This window comes from Tepidimonas taiwanensis (assembly GCF_020162115.1).
In the GTDB taxonomy this organism is placed as follows: Bacteria; Pseudomonadota; Gammaproteobacteria; order Burkholderiales; family Burkholderiaceae_C; genus Tepidimonas; species Tepidimonas taiwanensis.
In genome coordinates, this window is sequence record NZ_CP083911.1 from 47,021 (window position 1) to 62,947 (window position 15,927).

Here is a 15,927-nt window from a genome sequence, read left to right on the forward strand (position 1 = left end):
CAGCGCCTCAGCGCTGCTGCACGGTGGCGCGATAGGCCGCAGGCGTCGTGCCCATGACCTGACGGAACGCGGCAATGAAGGCGCTGACGCTGCTGTACCCCAGATCCCAGGCCACGCGCTTGACGGGCGCACCCTCGGCCAGCCAAGGCAAAGCGCACAACACCCGCAAGCAGGTGCGCCAGGCGGTGAAACTCATGCCGGTCTCCTGTGCGAAACGGCGGCTGAGTGTGCGCGGCGACAGCCCGGCCCATCGGGCCCATTGATCCGAGCGTCGTTCGCAGCCAGGGTCGTCGGACAGCGCCTGCGCGATCCGCCGCAAGCGCGCATCGCGCGGCAGCGGCAGCGTCAATGGGGCGGGAGTCATGGCCGCGAGTTCATCGAGCACCACGGCTGCCAGCCGCGTCTGACGCGGTGTCCACGGCCCTGACGTCCAGGCCGCCAGGCGATGGATGGCTGCGCGCAGCAGTGCCGATGCATGAAAAACGCCGGGTTGGGCCGGCAGCGACCCGCAAACGGCGGGGTCGATGTACGCACTCCAGCCCTCGAAGGGCCCATGCGATTGCACCGCATGGGCCAGGCCGGGCGGCAACCACACGGTGTAGGCGGCCGGCACGAGGGACCGGAACGCTCCGGTGTCCACGCTCAGCAGGCCGCGGTCCGCACTGACGAGTTGGCCGCGCGCATGCGCATGCCATGTCGTCCGCCGGGGGGCGGACTGGCGTTGACACACCGCCAGCACGTCCGGTCCCTGGGCCGCATCGGCCTGCGCGGGTTCGATCAGCGGCGCGTCCACGATTGGCGTCAAACCGTCATCCAATGGCATCGAAGAAGCATCCTCATCCTCGAGCGGATCATAGAGTGAGGGCTTCGCGTACTTTTCAGAGTTCCGCTCATGATCGCCACCATCCACACCGTGCTCGACACCTTGCTCAATCGGCCCGACGTGCCGCTGCACACCTGGCTCGATCGCCACTTCAGCCCCGGCTACCGCCAACGCACCAATGGGCACTGGGACGACCGTGCGGGTTTCGAAGCCCATGCGCGCAAGCTGCGCGAGCTGGTGCGCAGCGCGCAGATCGAGGTCCTGGACGAACTGCACCAAGACCATCGATACGCTTGCCGCCACCGTGTGCGTGTCACCAAGCACAGCGGCTCGGTGGTGACACAAGAGGTCTACCTGTTCGCCCACCTGGACGATCAGGGCCGATTCGAACGGGTGGAGGAGCTCACCTTGATGCTCGAAGGCAGCGAGGCCGATCGCGACATCGGGCGCGTGCGCTGACGCGCTCGCATCTCATCCTGTGGCGAGGCGGGTCGTCGTGCCGGCTGAACGTCAACGATCCAGCGCCGGGAAGCCCAGCAGCCGGCGCTGTTTGGCGTTGCGCCGGACGATGTCGCGCACCAAGGCCGCCTCGCGCTTGTTGACGACAAGTTTGCGCTCGACGACGTCATGGCCCAGCGGCTGGCATAGCTGGCGCGGCTGAATCTGCCCATTGTGGACGACTTTGGCATCGCCCCGATTGCCGCGCACGAGCGCAACGACTTGCTGGAGTTGCTCGACGACCGCGTGGGAGCACGCTCCACCCTCATCACCAGTCAGCTGCCGGTGACGGCCTGGCACGCCTGGCTGGATGAGCCCACGCTGGCCGATGCCATTCTCGATCGCATCGTGCATGGCGCGCACAAGATCGCCCTCAAAGGCGAGTCGTTGAGAAATCATCCCGGCCTGCCAAACCCATGCTCCCTCAGCAGATCATCCATGTCGTCACCCACCCCATAGCCCAGGTGGTGGCCGAGGCGTCGGACGGTATCCAGGCGCATCCATAGCTCGCGCTTGCGTTCTTCGGGCAAGATGGCGATGGCCCGGCAGGCCTGATCGAACATGCGCACCAGGGCGTCGAAATACCGCTCATCCTGCAGCCCGACCGCGTTGCCAAAGCCGACCGCCCGCTCGCAGAAAAAACACCATCAGCTCTGCCATGCCCTCGGGTTGACCAATGGCCTTTTTGTAGTCGGCGATCGCTTTCTTGGCCTTGGCGATCGAGGTGTCCTGGTGCTTGACGACATCGGGCCAGAGCCAGCGATCGATCGTGGCCTTGTACGGCTCCAACACGTCGGCCCCCATACGGAAGCGAGCGTGCAGGAAGGCCTGGTTATCCTTGTTGGCCAGATAAAGGTCCTGCACCAGCTTGATGAGGGCCGCGCGGTCCATGTCGGCGAGGCGGCTCTTCACATCGAACCAGGTGGGGCCGTCTTTTTCGTCATGCCGTTTTTTTGTCATGCATTTGAACGGTCACGGGTAGCAAGGGTAATCAAGGAGTTCGCGGTCGACGCCAGTCGTCTATACTGAATCGAGGCACAGCGATGGGGGCAGGCGGATGGTTGAAATCTATCGAAAGACATCCAAAGGTACCGCCGAAATGGTGGGGACGACACGGCAGTTGACGCCCAAGCAGCGGCGCGTGTTGATTCTGGTCGACGGAAAGCGCGACATCGAAGCGCTGCGCGCGCTGGGGCCAGACACGGATACCATACTTGAACAGTTGCTCGCTGACGGATACATCGAGCCCCTCGCTGGAGCAGAGTCCCCTGGCATCCCTATATCGTCCCCGCAGGGTGATCGAGCATCGTCCGAGCGACCGGTTGCCTCCAGCGAGCCTGCGACGAATACCTTCGCTGCGCTGCGTGCGCAGGCGGTGCGTGAGTTGATCGAGCTCGTCGGCCCGATGGGGGAGTCGTTGGCTCTGAGGATGGAGAAAGCGGTTGAACCCCAGCAGTTCAAGCCGCTCGTTGCCTTGGCAATCACGATCATTCTGAACGTGCGCGGTGCCAAAGTGGCCGAGGCTTACGGGCAGAAATATCAAGTCTGACGCTGCTGTCGGCGGCAGGTGTCCCGCCAGTTCCCGGTCCGCGCGTTCAATTCGTGTTATTTCAACATATCAAGAAATATAGTATCATGAAAGAATGGAAGAAACGACAGCCGTTCGAGCCCTGGCCGCGCTCGCGCAGCCGGTGCGGCTGCGGGCGTTTCGCGCGCTGGTGGTGGCCGGCGCGGACGGCCTGACGGCTGGGGCGCTCGCAGAGGCGCTGGCGGTCGCGCCCAGTGCGCTTTCCTTCCATCTGAAGGAGCTGCTGCACGCGCAGCTGGTGACGCAGCAGCGGCAGGGGCGGCATCTGATTTACCGGGCGGCGTTCCACACGATGGAGGCGCTGCTCGCCTATCTGACCGAGAACTGTTGCGCGGGGACATCGTGTCAACCCGCCGCGGTGGCCGCTGCGGGGTGCGGCGGCCGTTGACGATGTTGTCCCCCGACGCAGGAGCCTGTCCATGAAACGATTCCACGTTCACGTCCATGTGCGCGACCTCGCGCAGAGCATCGCCTTTTATTCCCGCCTGTTCGGTGCCGAGCCGACGCGCGTCGAAGCCGACTACGCGAAATGGATGCTCGAGGATCCGCGGCTGAACTTTGCCATCTCGACCCGCGGCGCCGCACCGGGCGTCGATCACCTGGGTTTTCAGGTGGACGACGCGGCCGAGCTGGGCGAACTCAAACGCCGCGCGCAGGCGGCGGACATGGCGCTGCTCGACGAGGGCGCGACGACGTGCTGTTACGCGCGCAGCGAGAAACACTGGGTGACGGACCCGCAGGGCATCGCGTGGGAGCATTTCCACACGCTCGCCGATATCCCGGTCTTTCGCGAGGGTGGCGCGGACGCGGGGGCGTGCTGCGCCCCGGCGTCCGGGGCTGCGGTGAGCACGACACGGGTGGGGACGGCGGAATCCGCGAGCTGTGCGCCTGCGCCGGCGACCGAGGCGTCATGCTGCGCGCCCGGGGTGGCGAGCGCGTCGGGCGGCCCCGCAGCGGCCGAGCCGCGGGCAGCCGGGTGTTGCGCGACCGCGGTGGCGGCGACGGCCACGCGCTGCTGCGGCTGAATGCGCGCGGGGGATTCGAGGATGGCCACACCGATCCACGTGCTCTTCTTGTGCACCCACAACTCGGCGCGCAGCATTCTGGCCGAGGCGCTGTTGAACCACTTGGGGCGCGGGCGCTTCGTCGCCCACTCGGCCGGCAGCCAGCCGCGCCCGAACCAGCAGCCCAACCCGCTCGGGCTCGAGGTGTTGCGGGAGGTGGGCATTCCCACCGAGGGGTTGCGCAGCAAATCGTGGGACGTCTTTGCCGCGCCCGGCGCGCCGGTGATGGACCTGATCATCACCGTGTGCGACAACGCCGCCGGCGAGGTGTGTCCGGTCTGGCCCGGGCACCCCGCGACGGCGCACTGGGGCTATCCGGATCCGTCCGCGGGGGATGCCCCTGACGCGGTCAAGCGCGAGGCGTTCCGCGCCGTGCGCGACGCGCTCACGCGCCGCCTGCAGGCGCTGGTGCAGCGCTGCCCGGACCCGGCGGACATGGCGAGCCTGCAACGGCTGGCGCGGACTTTGGCGGAGGAAGGCGTATGAGCGCGCAGTGCGAGGTGACGGCCAAACAGGCCGCGGGGGCGCCGATGAGCGTCTTCGAGCGTTACCTGACGCTGTGGGTGGCGATCTGCATCGTGGTGGGGATTGCGCTGGGGCAGTGGCTGCCCGGCGTATTTCAAGCCGTGGCGCGGCTCGAGGTCGCGCAGGTCAACCTGCCGGTCGGGCTGTTGATCTGGGTGATGATCATCCCGATGCTGGTCAAGGTGGACTTCGGCGCGCTGGGCCAGGTGCGCCAGCACCTGCGCGGCATGGGCGTGACGCTGTTCGTCAACTGGCTGGTCAAGCCGTTTTCGATGGCGCTGCTGGCGTGGCTCTTCGTGCGGCAGCTCTTTGCCCCGTGGCTGCCGGCGGAGCAGCTCGACAGTTACGTCGCGGGGCTGATACTGCTGGCTGCCGCGCCGTGCACGGCGATGGTGTTCGTCTGGAGCCGCTTGAGCGGTGGCGATCCGCTCTTCACTCTGTCCCAAGTGGCGCTCAACGACACGATCATGGTGTTTGCGTTCGCACCCATCGTCGGTTTTTTGCTGGGCTTGTCCGCGATCACCGTGCCGTGGGACACGCTGCTGGTGTCGGTGGGCTTGTACATCGTCGTGCCGGTGATCCTGGCGCAGGTGTGGCGGCGGCGCCTGCTGGCGCGCGGGCCTGAGGCGTTCGACGCGGCGATGCAGCGCATCGGCCCGTGGTCGATCGCGGCGCTGCTGGCCACGCTCGTGCTGCTGTTCGCGTTTCAGGGCGAGCAGATCCTGCGCCAGCCGCTCGTGATCGCGTTGCTCGCGGTGCCGATCCTGATCCAGGTGGCGTTCAACGCGGGGCTGGCGTACGGACTCAACCGCTGGGTGGGCGAGTCGCACGCGGTGGCGTGTCCGTCGGCCCTGATCGGGGCGTCCAACTTCTTCGAGCTGGCGGTGGCCGCGGCGATCAGCCTCTTTGGCTTCGATTCCGGCGCGGCGCTGGCGACGGTCGTCGGGGTGTTGATCGAGGTGCCGGTGATGCTGGCGGTGGTGGCGATCGTCAACCGTACCAAGGGGTGGTACGAGGCGCGCTGAGTCGCTCGGGCTGTCTCAGCGCGTCTCGCGTCATCGGTAGACCTTGACACCGGTGATCATCGCGCGGATCAGGCCGACGCGCTGCAGCCGGCCCATGACCAGCGCCGCGGCGGCGTGCAGCCCCGCCACGACCAGCAGCGTGTTTGCCAGGCCCTCGTGGAGTTCCTCCACCCACTCCTCGCCGAAGAAGGCGTCCGTTCCCTGCAGCCAGCCGGTAAAGGCCAGCGCGAGGACGAGACCCATCAGCACCAGCATCGCGATGGCGCCCAGCGGGTTGTGGCCAGGGTGGTCGTCGGGCTGCCCGCGCAGCAGCGCGTGCACGTGCCGGCGCACGCGCGTCGGGGTGGGCCACCAGTCGGCAAAACGCGCGTGGCGCGTGCCCACCAGCCCCCACAGCAGCCGAGCCACCACCAAAGCGGCCGCGACGTAGCCGGTCCACTCGTGGGCGGTTTCGCCTTCCTCCAGCACGAACTGGTTGAGCAGCACACAGGTCACGAGCGACCAGTGGAAGATCCGCACGAACGGATCCCAGACATACACGGCGGTGGGGCGCTGCATGGCCGGCTCCTGCGGGGGTCAATCCTTGCGCTGGACTTCGCTGCCGGTGGCGGGGTCGAAATAGATCTCGACCTTCTTGCCCTTGGCGTCGTGGCCGTAGATCTCGTAGCACTGGCCGGAGCTCACCTTGAAGGTCTTGATGCGGTAGCCCTGCTTTTCGACCATTGCGCGAAAGTCGGCTTCCTTCATCCACTTCTCCTTGGGGGCGTCGCACTTGGGGCCGGCGAGCGCGACGCCGGCGGTCGTCATCAACGCGGTCATCAACATGAAGGGGGTCAGTCGCATGATCATCTCCAGACAAATGGGTGGGGAAACGCGAGCCGGAGGGCTCACGGGGCGCAGTGTGGCGCCGGGTGCGTGAACGCGGCATGAACGCCGCGCGCAGCGCGCGTTCAGCCTGCGTTCAGCCGGGTTGGGGCATGATGGCGCCCTCTGCAACGGCATTCAAACGGACGATGGCCATGCGCAACGGCTTTCACGGGTCGTGCCGATCGGTCGCCATCGCTGCCGGGCTGGCGCTCGTGGCGGCGGTGTCCGCGGTGGCCGACGGACCGCAGGATCACGAGCGCGCGCGCGCCGCGCTGCTGGCCGGCGAGATCCGGCCGCTGGCGGAGATCCTGCAGCGGGTGCAGCCGCAACTCGAGGGTGAGATGATCGCCGTGGAACTGGAGCGCGAGCACGGCCGCTGGACCTATGAGTTCAAGCTGTTGCAGCCCGACGGGCGGATCGTCGAGTGGTACGTGGACGCGCGCGACGCGACGGTGCTACAGCGCAAGGTCAAGCCGTCGCGGGAGCGTCGGGGGGTGCGATGAGGGTGCTGCTGGTGGAGGACGAACCGGCGCTGGCGCACGCGCTGCAGCAGACGCTGCAGCGCGCTGGCTACGTCGTGGACGTGGTCGCCGACGGGCGGCGGGCGTGGTTCCAGGGCGGTGTCGAGCCCTACGACGTGATCGTGCTCGATCTCGGCCTGCCGCAGCTCGACGGCCTGAGCGTGCTGCAGCGTTGGCGCGCCGAAGGGGTGCGCACGCCGGTGCTGATCCTGACCGCGCGCGATGCGTGGCACGACAAGGTGGCCGGCATCGACGCCGGCGCCGACGATTACCTGACCAAACCGTTCCACGGCGAGGAGCTGCTCGCGCGGCTGCGCGCGCTGATCCGGCGCGCCCACGGGCTGGCGGCGCCGGTGTTGTCGTGCGGCGACGTGACGCTGGACACGCGCACACAACGCGCCAGTGTCGCGGGGCGGCCGCTCACCCTGACCGCGCAGGAGCTGCGCCTGCTGAGCTACCTGCTGCACCATGCGGGGCAGGTGGTGGCCCGCACCGAGCTGGCCGAGCACCTCTACGCGGGCGACGCGGAGCCCGACTCCAACACGATCGAGGTGTTCATCGCGCGGCTGCGGCGCAAGCTGCCGCCGGGGGCCATCGAGACGGTGAGGGGCCTGGGCTATCGCCTGACCGACGGGAGCGCGCGGGGATGAGCCGCTGGCACACGTCGCTGCGCTGGCGCCTGTTGGGCGCGGCGCTGCTGGCCGTCACGGCCGCGCTGGCGATCGCGGGGTGGTGGATCGCGCGCCAGTTCGAGCAGCACGTCATGCAGCAGTTCGACCAGCGGCTCGGCGACCAACTCACGCAGGTGCTGGCGTTGTTGACGCTGGACCCGGCCGGTCGGCCGGTGCTCGAGCGGCGTTTGCCCGATCCGCGCTGGGAGCGCCCCTACAGCGGCCTGTACTGGCAGGTGCAGGCGCTGGAGGGGAGCGCGGAGCCGGTGCTGCGGTCGCGCTCGCTGTGGGACGAGCGGCTGATCCTGCCGGCGGACGCGCTGGACGAACGCACGGTGCACCGCCATGTGTTGCCGGGGCCGGCGGGCCAGACACTGCACGTGTTGGAGCGCACGGTGCACTTCGAGGGCCACGCGCAGCGCTGGCGGGTGGCGGTAGCGGCCGACCGGGGCGAGCTGGACGCGGCGGTGGCGGCTTTTCGCGGCGCGCTGGGCTGGGGGCTGGCGGGGCTGGGGGGCGTGCTGCTGCTGGCGGTGGCGGTGCAGGTCGAGTTGGGGTTGCGGCCGCTGCGGGCGTTGCGCGCGGCGGTGGAACGGGTGCGCCGGGGCGAGCAGGACCACCTGCAGGGCACGTTTCCGCGCGAGGTGGTGCCACTGGTGGAGGATTTCAACCGGCTGCTCGCGCACGATGCGCAGGTGGTCGAGCGCGCGCGCCGCATGGCGGGCAACCTGGCGCACGCGGTCAAGACCCCGCTGGCCGTGATGACCGCGCTGGCCGAGGACGCGCAACTGCCGCCCGCGGCGCTGCGGCAGCAACTGCTGGAGCAGATTGGTGCGATGCGTCAGCAGGTCGACTGGCAATTGCGTCGGGCGCGTGCCGCTGCCGCGGCGGGGGCGGCGCGCCGCACGCCGGTGGTGCCGGTGGTGCAGGGCCTGCTGCGCTTGATGGAAAAGGTGCATGCGGCGCGCGAGGGGCGCCCGTCGGTGGCGTTGTCGCTGCAGGTGCCGCCGGGGGACACGCCGTCCTTCGCCGGCGAGGCCGAGGATTTGCGCGAGATGGTGGGCAACCTGCTCGACAACGCCTGCAAATGGGCGGCGACGCGGGTCCGGGTCGACATCGCCGTGGCCGATGGGCGGCTGTGCATCCAGGTCGAGGATGACGGCCCCGGGTTGAGCGCTGAGCAGTGTCAGCAGGTACTCCAGCGCGGCGTGCGCGCGGACGAGCGGGTGCCCGGTGCCGGACTCGGCCTGGATATCGTGCGGGAGGTGGCGGCGCTGTATGGCGCGGACCTGCGGCTGGAGCGGGGCGCGTGGGGCGGGTTGTGTACCCGTCTGTCGCTGCCGCTGGGGTGAGCGTGCGCTGACGAACGGTCGTCCGGTGGTGCAGGGCGCGGGAACTTTATCCGCCGTGGCCCCTCCAACGGAGCAAACGGGTTTACGTGTACCGCGAAGCCCGGCCGGCTCGGTGGTTGCAAGGGTCGGTCGGTGAACCCGCCGGGGCGGTTCTCCTCCTCCCTCCCTCCTCCTGTTGTCTCGGGGGTGCTTCGCGGTACCTTTTTCTTCCTTCGGGCGGCATGCTGCCCAACGAGGTGGGCGAAACGTGGCGAAGCCGACGCGCGTGCCTCACGTGGTGGGGCCTCACGTGGTAGGAGGCACCGTCTCGGCAAAGCTCGGCCGCTGCGCCAGCCGCTCGTACAGGCGCGCGAGGTTGGGGTACGCGCCGCGCCAGTCGATCGCGGGAAAGCGGAAGTCCAGATAGCCCAGCGCCACGCCCACGGCGATGTCGGCCAGCGTCAGGTGGATGCCGTGGCAGTGCGGCCGGTCGCCGAGCCCCAGGCTCATCGCCTTGAGGCCGCGCTGCACCTTCTCGAGCTGGCGGTCGATCCACGCCTGGCAGCGCTCGTGGTCGGCCCGCTGCGGCCAGACCTGTTCCATGCGCGCCGTCACGGCGGCGTCGAGCACCCCGTCGGCCAGCGCCTCCCACGTCTTGACCTCGGCACGCTCGCGTCCCGCGGGCGGGATCAGCTTGCCCACCGGCGAGAGTGTGTCCAGGTACTCGACGATGACGCGCGAGTCGTAGACCGCCTCGCCCCCCTCCATGACCAGGCAGGGTACCTTGCCCAGCGGGTTGGCGTCGGTGACGGGGGTGTCGGCCGCCCACGGATCGGCCAGCTCGAACTGGCAGTCGAGCTTCTTTTCGGCCATGACGATGCGGACCTTGCGCACGTAAGGGCTGGTGAGGCTGCCGATGAGTTTGAGTTTCATGGGGGTTTTACGGGTCGCCGCTCGCGCGGCGGGGAGCCGATTGTATGGATTCCGCGGGCATTCTGCCGGCCGGGGCCATGGCGGCGGGCATGCCGGCGCACCTACAATCGGGCCACTATGCAAGCCCACGCTGACGCCTCTCTTGCACACGCCGCCGATGCCGTCGATGCCGCCATCACGGCCCTGTCGCCGCTGGACGGTCGCTACGCGCCCAAGCTCGCGGCGCTGCGCCCGATCTTCAGCGAATACGGCTTCATGCACCGGCGCGTGCAGGTGGAGCTGACGTGGTTCGAGCGGCTGAGTGACCTGGGGCTGCCGCAGTTTCCACCGCTCTCCGGCGCCGCGCGCGCGCACCTGCGGCGCGTGGTGCGCGAATTTTCACCGGCCGATGCGGCCGCGATCAAGGCGATCGAGAAGACCACCAACCACGACGTCAAGGCGGTGGAATACTGGATCCGCGGCAACGCCGAGCTGGGCGTGCCCGGGGTGTTCGCCGGCTGGCCCGAGCTGCAGCGCGCCGGGGAGTTCGTGCACTTTGCCTGCACCAGCGAGGACATCAACAACACCAGCCATGCGCTGCAGCTGCAGGCCGGCCGGGCCGTGCTGCTGCAGGGCCTGGACGCGATCATCGCGCGGCTGCGCGAGGCGGCGCACGCGTGGGCCGCGCAGCCGATGCTGAGCCGCACGCATGGCCAGACCGCCAGCCCCACGACGGTGGGCAAGGAGCTGGCCAACGTCGTGGCGCGGCTGCAGGCGGCGCGCGAGCGCATCGCGGCCGTGCGGCTGCTGGCCAAGATGAACGGCGCGGTGGGCAACTACAACGCGCACGTGGCCGCGTGTCCGGATGTGGACTGGGAGGCGTTCAGCCGCGGCGTCGTCGAAACGCCGGCGCCCGGGCCGGATACACCACCCGACGTGCCCATCGGTCTCGGGCTGACGTTCCAGCCGTACAGCATCCAGATCGAACCGCACGACTACATGGCCGAGCTGTTCGACGCGGTGGCGCGCAGCAACACCATCCTCGTCGACCTCGCGCGCGACGTCTGGGGCTATATCAGCCTGGGCTACTTCAAGCAGAAGCTCAAGGCCGGCGAGATCGGCTCCAGCACGATGCCGCACAAGGTCAACCCGATCGACTTCGAGAACGCCGAGGGCAACCTGGGGCTGGCCAACGCGCTGCTGCGTCACCTGTCGGAGAAGCTGCCGATCAGCCGCTGGCAGCGCGACCTGACCGACTCCACGGTGCTGCGCAACATGGGCGTGGCGCTGGGCTACGCGGTGCTGGCGCATCAGTCGCTGCTGACCGGGCTGGCCAAGCTGGAGCTCAACCCGGAGGCGCTGGCGGCGGACTTGAACGCGGCGTGGGAAGTGCTGGCCGAGCCGATCCAGACCGTGATGCGGCTGCACGGCGTGCCCGGCGCGTACGAAAAGCTCAAGGCCGCCACCCGCGGGCAGACCGTCACGCCCGAGGCGCTGCACGCGCTGATTGCGTCGCTGGACATTCCCGCGGCGGACAAGGCGCGGCTGCTGGCGCTGACGCCGGCACAGTACACCGGGCTGGCCGAGGCACTGGCGCGCCGGATCTAGCCCCCTTCAGCCGCGGTCTGTCGCTCCACCGCGCGCTCGGCGTACTGGTGGAAGCGCCAGGCGTTGCCCTCCAGCGTGATGCGGCGCCAGACGGCGCGCTTCTCGCCCGGGGTCATCGCGGGCCAGCGCGTGACCTCGTCGTGCGTGCGGCCGCAGCCCTTGCACACCGCGTCGCCCTGGTTGGTGGAGCAGATCGCGATGCAGGGCGTGTCGGGCGTGGTGTCGTACCACGCGCGCCAAGCCTCCCAGGCGGCGCGCGGCATCGTGTGTTCGTCCGCCTCGTCGGTGCGGAAGTACACCATCAGCGCGTACACCTCGGCGAGCGCGCGCACCGGCGCACTCAGCGTGACGCCGTCGGGCGAGGGCTGGCGCGCGCGCCAGAAGTTGATCGCGGCTTCGATGTCGGTGATGTGGATGCCGGCCATGCGAAGAAGCGGGGGGTCAATCGGACAAGAGCAAACCGTGGATCGGGACGGGGGCGTGATCTTAGCCGCCCGCCCCGGGTTGTGCGTGCCGCAGGGGCATCAGCGCCGCTGCGCCTCGGCGAGCTGCTCGCGCAACAGCGTCTCGGCGTGGCGCGCGCGCGCGTCGAGCACCGACAGCTCCTGCAGGTCGTTGAGCCCCTGCTCGCGCGCGAGCCGCTGCGCGGCGCGGAAGCGGTCCAGCGCGCCGGCGTAATCGAGCTGGGCGAGCCGTGCCTCGCCCTCCGCGCGCGTGGCGCGCACCGGTTGGCCCTGCGCGTGCTGCACGCGCGCCAGCGTCCCCCAGGCACCGGGGTCGTCCGGATGGGCGACGCACCAGGCCAGCAGCCGCTGGCCGATGCCGTCGCGCACCGGTGGCGGCAGGCCCCCGGCCGCCTGCGCCGCGAGCAGCAGGCCGGCGCGACCGCCGTCGTGCGCGGCGCGCTGCGCCAGCGGCGCCAACGCCTCACGCTGCTCACGAGGCAATCGTGCCTCGCCGTGCAGCATCCACAGCACCTCCAGCCGCAGCGCGTCCGCGGCGCGCCCGGCGGCCGCGTCATCCGCCGCGTCACGCACCGTCTCCAGCGCTGCCAGCGCCTCGTCCACGTCCCGCAGCCACGCGGCGGCCAGCGCCCGCGCGTAGCGCCGGCCCGCGTCGGCACCGCCGCGGCCCGCGCGCACGTGCGCCTGCAGGCGATCCGGGGCGGGCTCGGCCAGCACGCGCGCACGCGCCGCCATGAACGCGTGTGCGGTGGCGGACACCGGCACCGCGGGCGTCGTCCGGTCCGCGGGCGCACCGGCCAGCGGCAGGCGCGCGCGCATGTCCGCGATGCGCTCGGTGGTCAGCGGGTGGCTGCGCAGGTACGGGAAGCCCCCGTCGTCGTTGAGGCGGGCCGACTGCTGCAGCCGGTCGAACATGCCGAGGAACCCCTGGCCATCGAAGCCGGCGGCCTGCAGCACGGCCAGTCCGATGCGGTCGGCCTCGCGCTCCATGTCGCGCGAGAAGTTGAGCTGGCTTTGCACGGCGAGCGCCTGCCCCCCGGCGATGGCGGCGCTGGCGATGTCGGCGTTGCGCGCGGCGCTGGCGGCCAGCGCGCCCAGGATCATCGCCGCCAGCACGAGCGGGGCCTGCTGGTTCTGCCGGCTGATGAGGCGCGCGATGTGGCGCTGCGTCACGTGACTGAGTTCGTGGGCGAGCACCGAGGCCAGTTCGTCGGCGCTGCCGGTGACACCGATCAGGCCCAGGTGCACGCCGAGGTAGCCCCCGGGCAGGGCAAACGCATTGACGGTGCGGTCGCGCGCGAGCAGCAGCCGCCACGCGTAGCGCTCGGCCAGCTCGTCGGCGAGCTCGCCGCGCCGGCGCGCGGCCGCAAACAGCGGCTGCCAGATCGCGTTCAGGTGGTCGGCCAGCGGCGCGTCGTCCAGATACGCCGGGTCGCGGTAGATGGCGCGCGCGATCTGGTCGCCCAGGCGTCGCTCTTCCGACAGCGTAAGCTCCCCCCCGTCGCCGAGCGCGGGCAGGTCGGTCGCCGCCCGGGCGGGCGACGGCTGCGCCGCCAGCCACGGCAACAGCGCCGTGGCGGTGGCCCCGGCGAAGGCGCCGCGCAGCGCACCGGCGAGCCAGTGGCGCCGGCTGCAGCGCAGCGCCGCCCCGCGTAGGGGCGCGCCGTCGTCGGACGTAGGGTCGGGTGTCAGGGGTGGGCGGGAACGCATGCCCGTATGATGCCGCCTGTGCGGCGAACATTCCCGCCGCGGTGGTTCCAGTTGGTCGATTTTTTCCGAGGCGCTGTGCGATGACGTCACCCCTGACCCACTTCGATGCCCACGGTCAAGCTCACATGGTCGATGTGGGGGCCAAGGCCGACACCCACCGCGTTGCGGTGGCGCAGGGGCGCATCCGCATGCAGCCGGCGACGCTGGCCCTGATCGAGCAGGGCACGGCGAAGAAGGGCGACGTGCTCGGCGTGGCGCGCATCGCGGGCATCATGGCCGCCAAGCGCACCAGCGAGCTGATCCCGCTGTGCCACCCGATCGCCCTGACGCGCGTGGCACTGGACTTTGCCATCGAGCCCGACGGGCCGGCCGTGCGCGTGCGGGCGACGGCCGAAACCGTCGGACCCACCGGGGTGGAGATGGAGGCACTGACCGCCGCGCAGGTCGCGCTGTTGACGATCTACGACATGTGCAAGGCCGCCGACCGCGCGATGGTCATCACGGACGTGCGGCTGCTCGAAAAGCGCGGGGGCAAGTCGGGGCACTTCATCGCCCCCGGCGCTGACGAGCGGGCGTGAGTCAGGCGTAGGTGTAGACGCCGCGCCCGGTCTTGCGGCCCAGGTAGCCGGCCGCCACCATTTCCTTGAGCAGCGGGCAGGGGCGGTACTTGCTGTCGTTGAACTCGGCGAAGTACACGTTCATCACCGCCAGGCACACGTCCAGCCCGATCATGTCGGCGAGCGCCAGCGGCCCGATCGGGTGGTTGCAGCCCAGCTTCATGCCGGCGTCGATGTCCTCGGGGCTCGCCAGCCCTTCGGCGAGGACGAAGAAAGCCTCGTTGATCATCGGCACGAGGATGCGGTTGACGACGAAGCCGGGCGAGTTCTTGACCGTGATCGGGGTCTTGCCCAGGCGCAGCGCGAGGTCGCGCACCGCGTCGTGCGTAGCGTCGCTGGTTTGCAGGCCGCGGATGATCTCCACCAGCGCCATCACCGGCACCGGGTTGAAGAAGTGCATGCCGATGAAGCGGTCCGCGCGGCCGGTGACGGCAGCGAGCTGCGTGATGCTGATCGAGCTGGTGTTGGTGGCGACGATCGTCTCGGGCGGGAGCAGCGCGTCGAGCTGGCGCAGGATCTTGAGCTTGAGCTCGAGGTTTTCGGTGGCGGCTTCGATGACGAGCTGCGCACCCTTGACGTCGTCGTAGGACGTCGAGGTGCGTATGCGCGCCAGCGCCGCGTCGCGCTCGGCGGCGGAGATTTTTTCCTTCTTGAGCAGGCGCTCCAGGCTGCCCCGAATGGTGGCGAGACCCTTTTGCAACGCGGCGTCGTGGATGTCGATCATCACGACGTTGAGGCCGCTGGTCGCACACACCTGTGCGATGCCGTTGCCCATGGTGCCGGCGCCGATGATGCCGACGGTGTCGATGGCCATGTGTCGAACTCCTCTGATGCGATTGAGGGAAGAACAGCCACCGATTATGCGGTGCCGCAAACGATACACCCCGCGGCCCGGGGGCGGCGGGGTGTCGTGTATGCGCGGCGTGTGCACGGGACGGGTGCGCCGCCGAGGTCCCGCGGACCGCGCCAGTCGCGGCGCGGCAACCGTGATTTCCTCAAACGGGCGTCAGGCCTTGGCCGCGCGCGGGGGCTTGGTGGCGTTGGCGGCGGTGGTCGCAACGGCCTTCAGGTTGGCCTCGGCCAGTTCGGTGGCCTGCTTGACGGCCTTTTGCACCGATTCCATCGCGGCGGCTGCCGTGGAGACGGCGGTCTTCATCGCGGCCACGGCCGGCTCGGTGCCCTGCGGGGCGTTCTTGACGGCGCTGTCGAGCGCGCTGACGAACTGCTTTTGCGCTTCGGCTGCCTGGGCTTCGGCGACCTTCGCGAACTCGGCGCTCAGCGCGGAGGCGATGTCATAGACGTGGCGGCTGTAGCTGGCGATCTTTTCGCCCATCGGTTGCAGCATCGCGTTGTGCAGCGCGACCAGGTCCTGCATGTCCTTGACGCTCAGGGCCGCCTGGGTCTGCTCGGCGGTTTCGGCCAGCAGCGTCTTGGCGGTTTGCAGGTTGAGTTCGACGAGCTTTTCGACGCCGGCGAGCGCCTTTTCGCTGAGGTCGAACGCGGTGGCCACGTTCTTCTTGTGGGCGGTGACGATGTGGTCGATGGTCATCATGGCGGGACTCCTTGGTCGAGTGGGTGGAAGGGCAACAGGCCGTTGGGCGCAACCTCAGGTCAGAGCCGTCCTTGCCGGAAGTGACACCGATCGATTTATGCTGCGCTGCAACATGAGTCCAAGTATAGGGACTCGCCGCCGGAATGCAAGC

At 69.5% G+C, this 15,927-nt stretch carries 21 protein-coding genes and 1 pseudogene; 12 read left to right on the plus strand and 10 right to left on the minus strand.

The window, feature by feature from the left end:
* Positions 1 to 7 precede the first annotated feature (7 nt).
* A complete protein-coding gene (locus LCC91_RS00230; protein ID WP_224440969.1) occupies positions 8 to 910 on the minus strand; it encodes a helix-turn-helix domain-containing protein in 903 nt (300 codons plus the stop codon).
* On the opposite strand from LCC91_RS00230, the gene LCC91_RS00235 reads away from it, so the two are divergent.
* Both LCC91_RS00235 and LCC91_RS00240 read left to right on the plus strand, forming a co-directional pair.
* The gene (locus LCC91_RS00235; protein ID WP_043700693.1) at positions 893 to 1,282 is read left to right on the plus strand and encodes a hypothetical protein; all 390 of its coding nucleotides are present in this window, start codon (positions 893 to 895) and stop codon (positions 1,280 to 1,282) included. The two genes, LCC91_RS00230 and LCC91_RS00235, sit on opposite strands and share 18 nt — an antisense overlap.
* A 192-nt stretch (positions 1,283 to 1,474) precedes the next feature.
* Positions 1,475 to 1,780: pseudogene (locus tag LCC91_RS00240) on the plus strand (ATP-binding protein); the annotation flags it as partial.
* Here the strand turns inward: LCC91_RS00240 and LCC91_RS00245 are convergent.
* Positions 1,717 to 1,890, minus strand: a complete 174-nt coding sequence (locus LCC91_RS00245) for a hypothetical protein (protein WP_224441090.1) — start codon at positions 1,888 to 1,890, stop codon at positions 1,717 to 1,719. The pseudogene LCC91_RS00240 and the gene LCC91_RS00245 sit on opposite strands and share 64 nt — an antisense overlap.
* Positions 1,891 to 1,909: 19 nt before the next feature.
* Positions 1,910 to 2,281, minus strand: coding sequence for a hypothetical protein (locus LCC91_RS00250; protein WP_224440970.1), 372 nt, complete (start codon positions 2,279 to 2,281; stop codon positions 1,910 to 1,912).
* Between the two features lie 97 nt (positions 2,282 to 2,378).
* Here LCC91_RS00250 and LCC91_RS00255 point away from each other — a divergent pair, with 97 nt between their 5' ends.
* From LCC91_RS00255 to arsB, 5 genes are all read left to right on the plus strand, one after another.
* Positions 2,379 to 2,870 (plus strand): hypothetical protein, encoded by a 492-nt coding sequence (locus tag LCC91_RS00255; protein WP_143897651.1) that lies wholly within the window; start codon positions 2,379 to 2,381, stop codon positions 2,868 to 2,870.
* 94 nt (positions 2,871 to 2,964) lie between these two features.
* On the plus strand, positions 2,965 to 3,297 hold the full coding sequence (locus tag LCC91_RS00260) for an ArsR/SmtB family transcription factor (protein WP_043700699.1): 333 nt from the start codon (positions 2,965 to 2,967) through the stop codon (positions 3,295 to 3,297).
* A gap of 31 nt (positions 3,298 to 3,328) precedes the next feature.
* Complete coding sequence (locus tag LCC91_RS00265) at positions 3,329 to 3,934, plus strand: ArsI/CadI family heavy metal resistance metalloenzyme (protein WP_082007561.1); 606 nt, start codon at positions 3,329 to 3,331, stop codon at positions 3,932 to 3,934.
* 21 nt (positions 3,935 to 3,955) lie between these two features.
* Positions 3,956 to 4,459 (plus strand): arsenate reductase ArsC, encoded by a 504-nt coding sequence (locus tag LCC91_RS00270; protein ID WP_043700700.1) that lies wholly within the window; start codon positions 3,956 to 3,958, stop codon positions 4,457 to 4,459.
* Positions 4,456 to 5,523, plus strand: a complete 1,068-nt coding sequence (gene arsB / locus LCC91_RS00275; RefSeq protein WP_043700703.1) for an ACR3 family arsenite efflux transporter — start codon at positions 4,456 to 4,458, stop codon at positions 5,521 to 5,523. Before LCC91_RS00270 ends, arsB begins: the two co-directional genes overlap by 4 nt.
* Before the next feature lie 30 nt (positions 5,524 to 5,553).
* Here the strand turns inward: arsB and LCC91_RS00280 are convergent, their stop codons facing one another.
* Together LCC91_RS00280 and LCC91_RS00285 are read right to left on the minus strand one after the other, a co-directional pair.
* A complete protein-coding gene (locus tag LCC91_RS00280) occupies positions 5,554 to 6,081 on the minus strand; it encodes a cytochrome b/b6 domain-containing protein (RefSeq protein ID WP_043700705.1) in 528 nt (175 codons plus the stop codon).
* Positions 6,082 to 6,099: 18 nt separating this feature from the next.
* On the minus strand, positions 6,100 to 6,366 hold the full coding sequence (locus LCC91_RS00285) for a PepSY domain-containing protein (protein ID WP_082007569.1): 267 nt from the start codon (positions 6,364 to 6,366) through the stop codon (positions 6,100 to 6,102).
* A 170-nt stretch (positions 6,367 to 6,536) separates the two neighbouring features.
* Between LCC91_RS00285 and LCC91_RS00290 the strand changes: the two genes are divergently transcribed.
* Genes LCC91_RS00290 through LCC91_RS13825 form a run of 3 tightly spaced genes read left to right on the plus strand, consistent with a single transcriptional unit; the run spans position 6,537 to position 8,934 of the window.
* Complete coding sequence (locus LCC91_RS00290) at positions 6,537 to 6,893, plus strand: PepSY domain-containing protein (protein ID WP_082007562.1); 357 nt, start codon at positions 6,537 to 6,539, stop codon at positions 6,891 to 6,893.
* Positions 6,890 to 7,561: a response regulator gene (locus LCC91_RS00295; RefSeq protein ID WP_043700708.1), complete on the plus strand. Its 672-nt coding sequence runs from the start codon at positions 6,890 to 6,892 to the stop codon at positions 7,559 to 7,561. The genes LCC91_RS00290 and LCC91_RS00295 overlap by 4 nt, the downstream gene beginning before the upstream one ends.
* Positions 7,558 to 8,934, plus strand: coding sequence for a sensor histidine kinase (locus LCC91_RS13825; RefSeq protein WP_043700709.1), 1,377 nt, complete (start codon positions 7,558 to 7,560; stop codon positions 8,932 to 8,934). The genes LCC91_RS00295 and LCC91_RS13825 overlap by 4 nt, the downstream gene beginning before the upstream one ends.
* 285 nt (positions 8,935 to 9,219) lie before the next feature.
* Here the strand turns inward: LCC91_RS13825 and LCC91_RS00305 are convergent, their stop codons facing one another.
* The gene (locus LCC91_RS00305; RefSeq protein WP_043700711.1) at positions 9,220 to 9,846 is read right to left on the minus strand and encodes a glutathione S-transferase N-terminal domain-containing protein; all 627 of its coding nucleotides are present in this window, start codon (positions 9,844 to 9,846) and stop codon (positions 9,220 to 9,222) included.
* A 117-nt stretch (positions 9,847 to 9,963) separates the two neighbouring features.
* Between LCC91_RS00305 and purB the strand changes: the two genes are divergently transcribed.
* On the plus strand, positions 9,964 to 11,433 hold the full coding sequence (gene purB / locus LCC91_RS00310; protein WP_052231550.1) for an adenylosuccinate lyase: 1,470 nt from the start codon (positions 9,964 to 9,966) through the stop codon (positions 11,431 to 11,433).
* Here the strand turns inward: purB and LCC91_RS00315 are convergent.
* Positions 11,430 to 11,858, minus strand: coding sequence for a DUF3717 domain-containing protein (locus LCC91_RS00315; RefSeq protein WP_043700714.1), 429 nt, complete (start codon positions 11,856 to 11,858; stop codon positions 11,430 to 11,432). The genes purB and LCC91_RS00315 overlap by 4 nt on opposite strands.
* A gap of 99 nt (positions 11,859 to 11,957) precedes the next feature.
* Positions 11,958 to 13,607 (minus strand): M48 family metalloprotease, encoded by a 1,650-nt coding sequence (locus LCC91_RS00320; protein WP_143897653.1) that lies wholly within the window; start codon positions 13,605 to 13,607, stop codon positions 11,958 to 11,960.
* 80 nt (positions 13,608 to 13,687) lie between these two features.
* On the opposite strand from LCC91_RS00320, the gene moaC reads away from it, so the two are divergent.
* Entirely contained in the window at positions 13,688 to 14,185 is a 498-nt protein-coding gene (gene moaC / locus LCC91_RS00325) for a cyclic pyranopterin monophosphate synthase MoaC (RefSeq protein ID WP_043700717.1), read from the plus strand.
* A 1-nt stretch (position 14,186) separates the two neighbouring features.
* Here the strand turns inward: moaC and LCC91_RS00330 are convergent, their stop codons facing one another.
* A complete protein-coding gene (locus tag LCC91_RS00330; RefSeq protein ID WP_043700720.1) occupies positions 14,187 to 15,038 on the minus strand; it encodes a 3-hydroxybutyryl-CoA dehydrogenase in 852 nt (283 codons plus the stop codon).
* 192 nt (positions 15,039 to 15,230) lie between these two features.
* The gene (locus tag LCC91_RS00335) at positions 15,231 to 15,776 is read right to left on the minus strand and encodes a phasin family protein (protein ID WP_043700722.1); all 546 of its coding nucleotides are present in this window, start codon (positions 15,774 to 15,776) and stop codon (positions 15,231 to 15,233) included.
* Between the last annotated feature and the right edge of the window lie 151 nt (positions 15,777 to 15,927).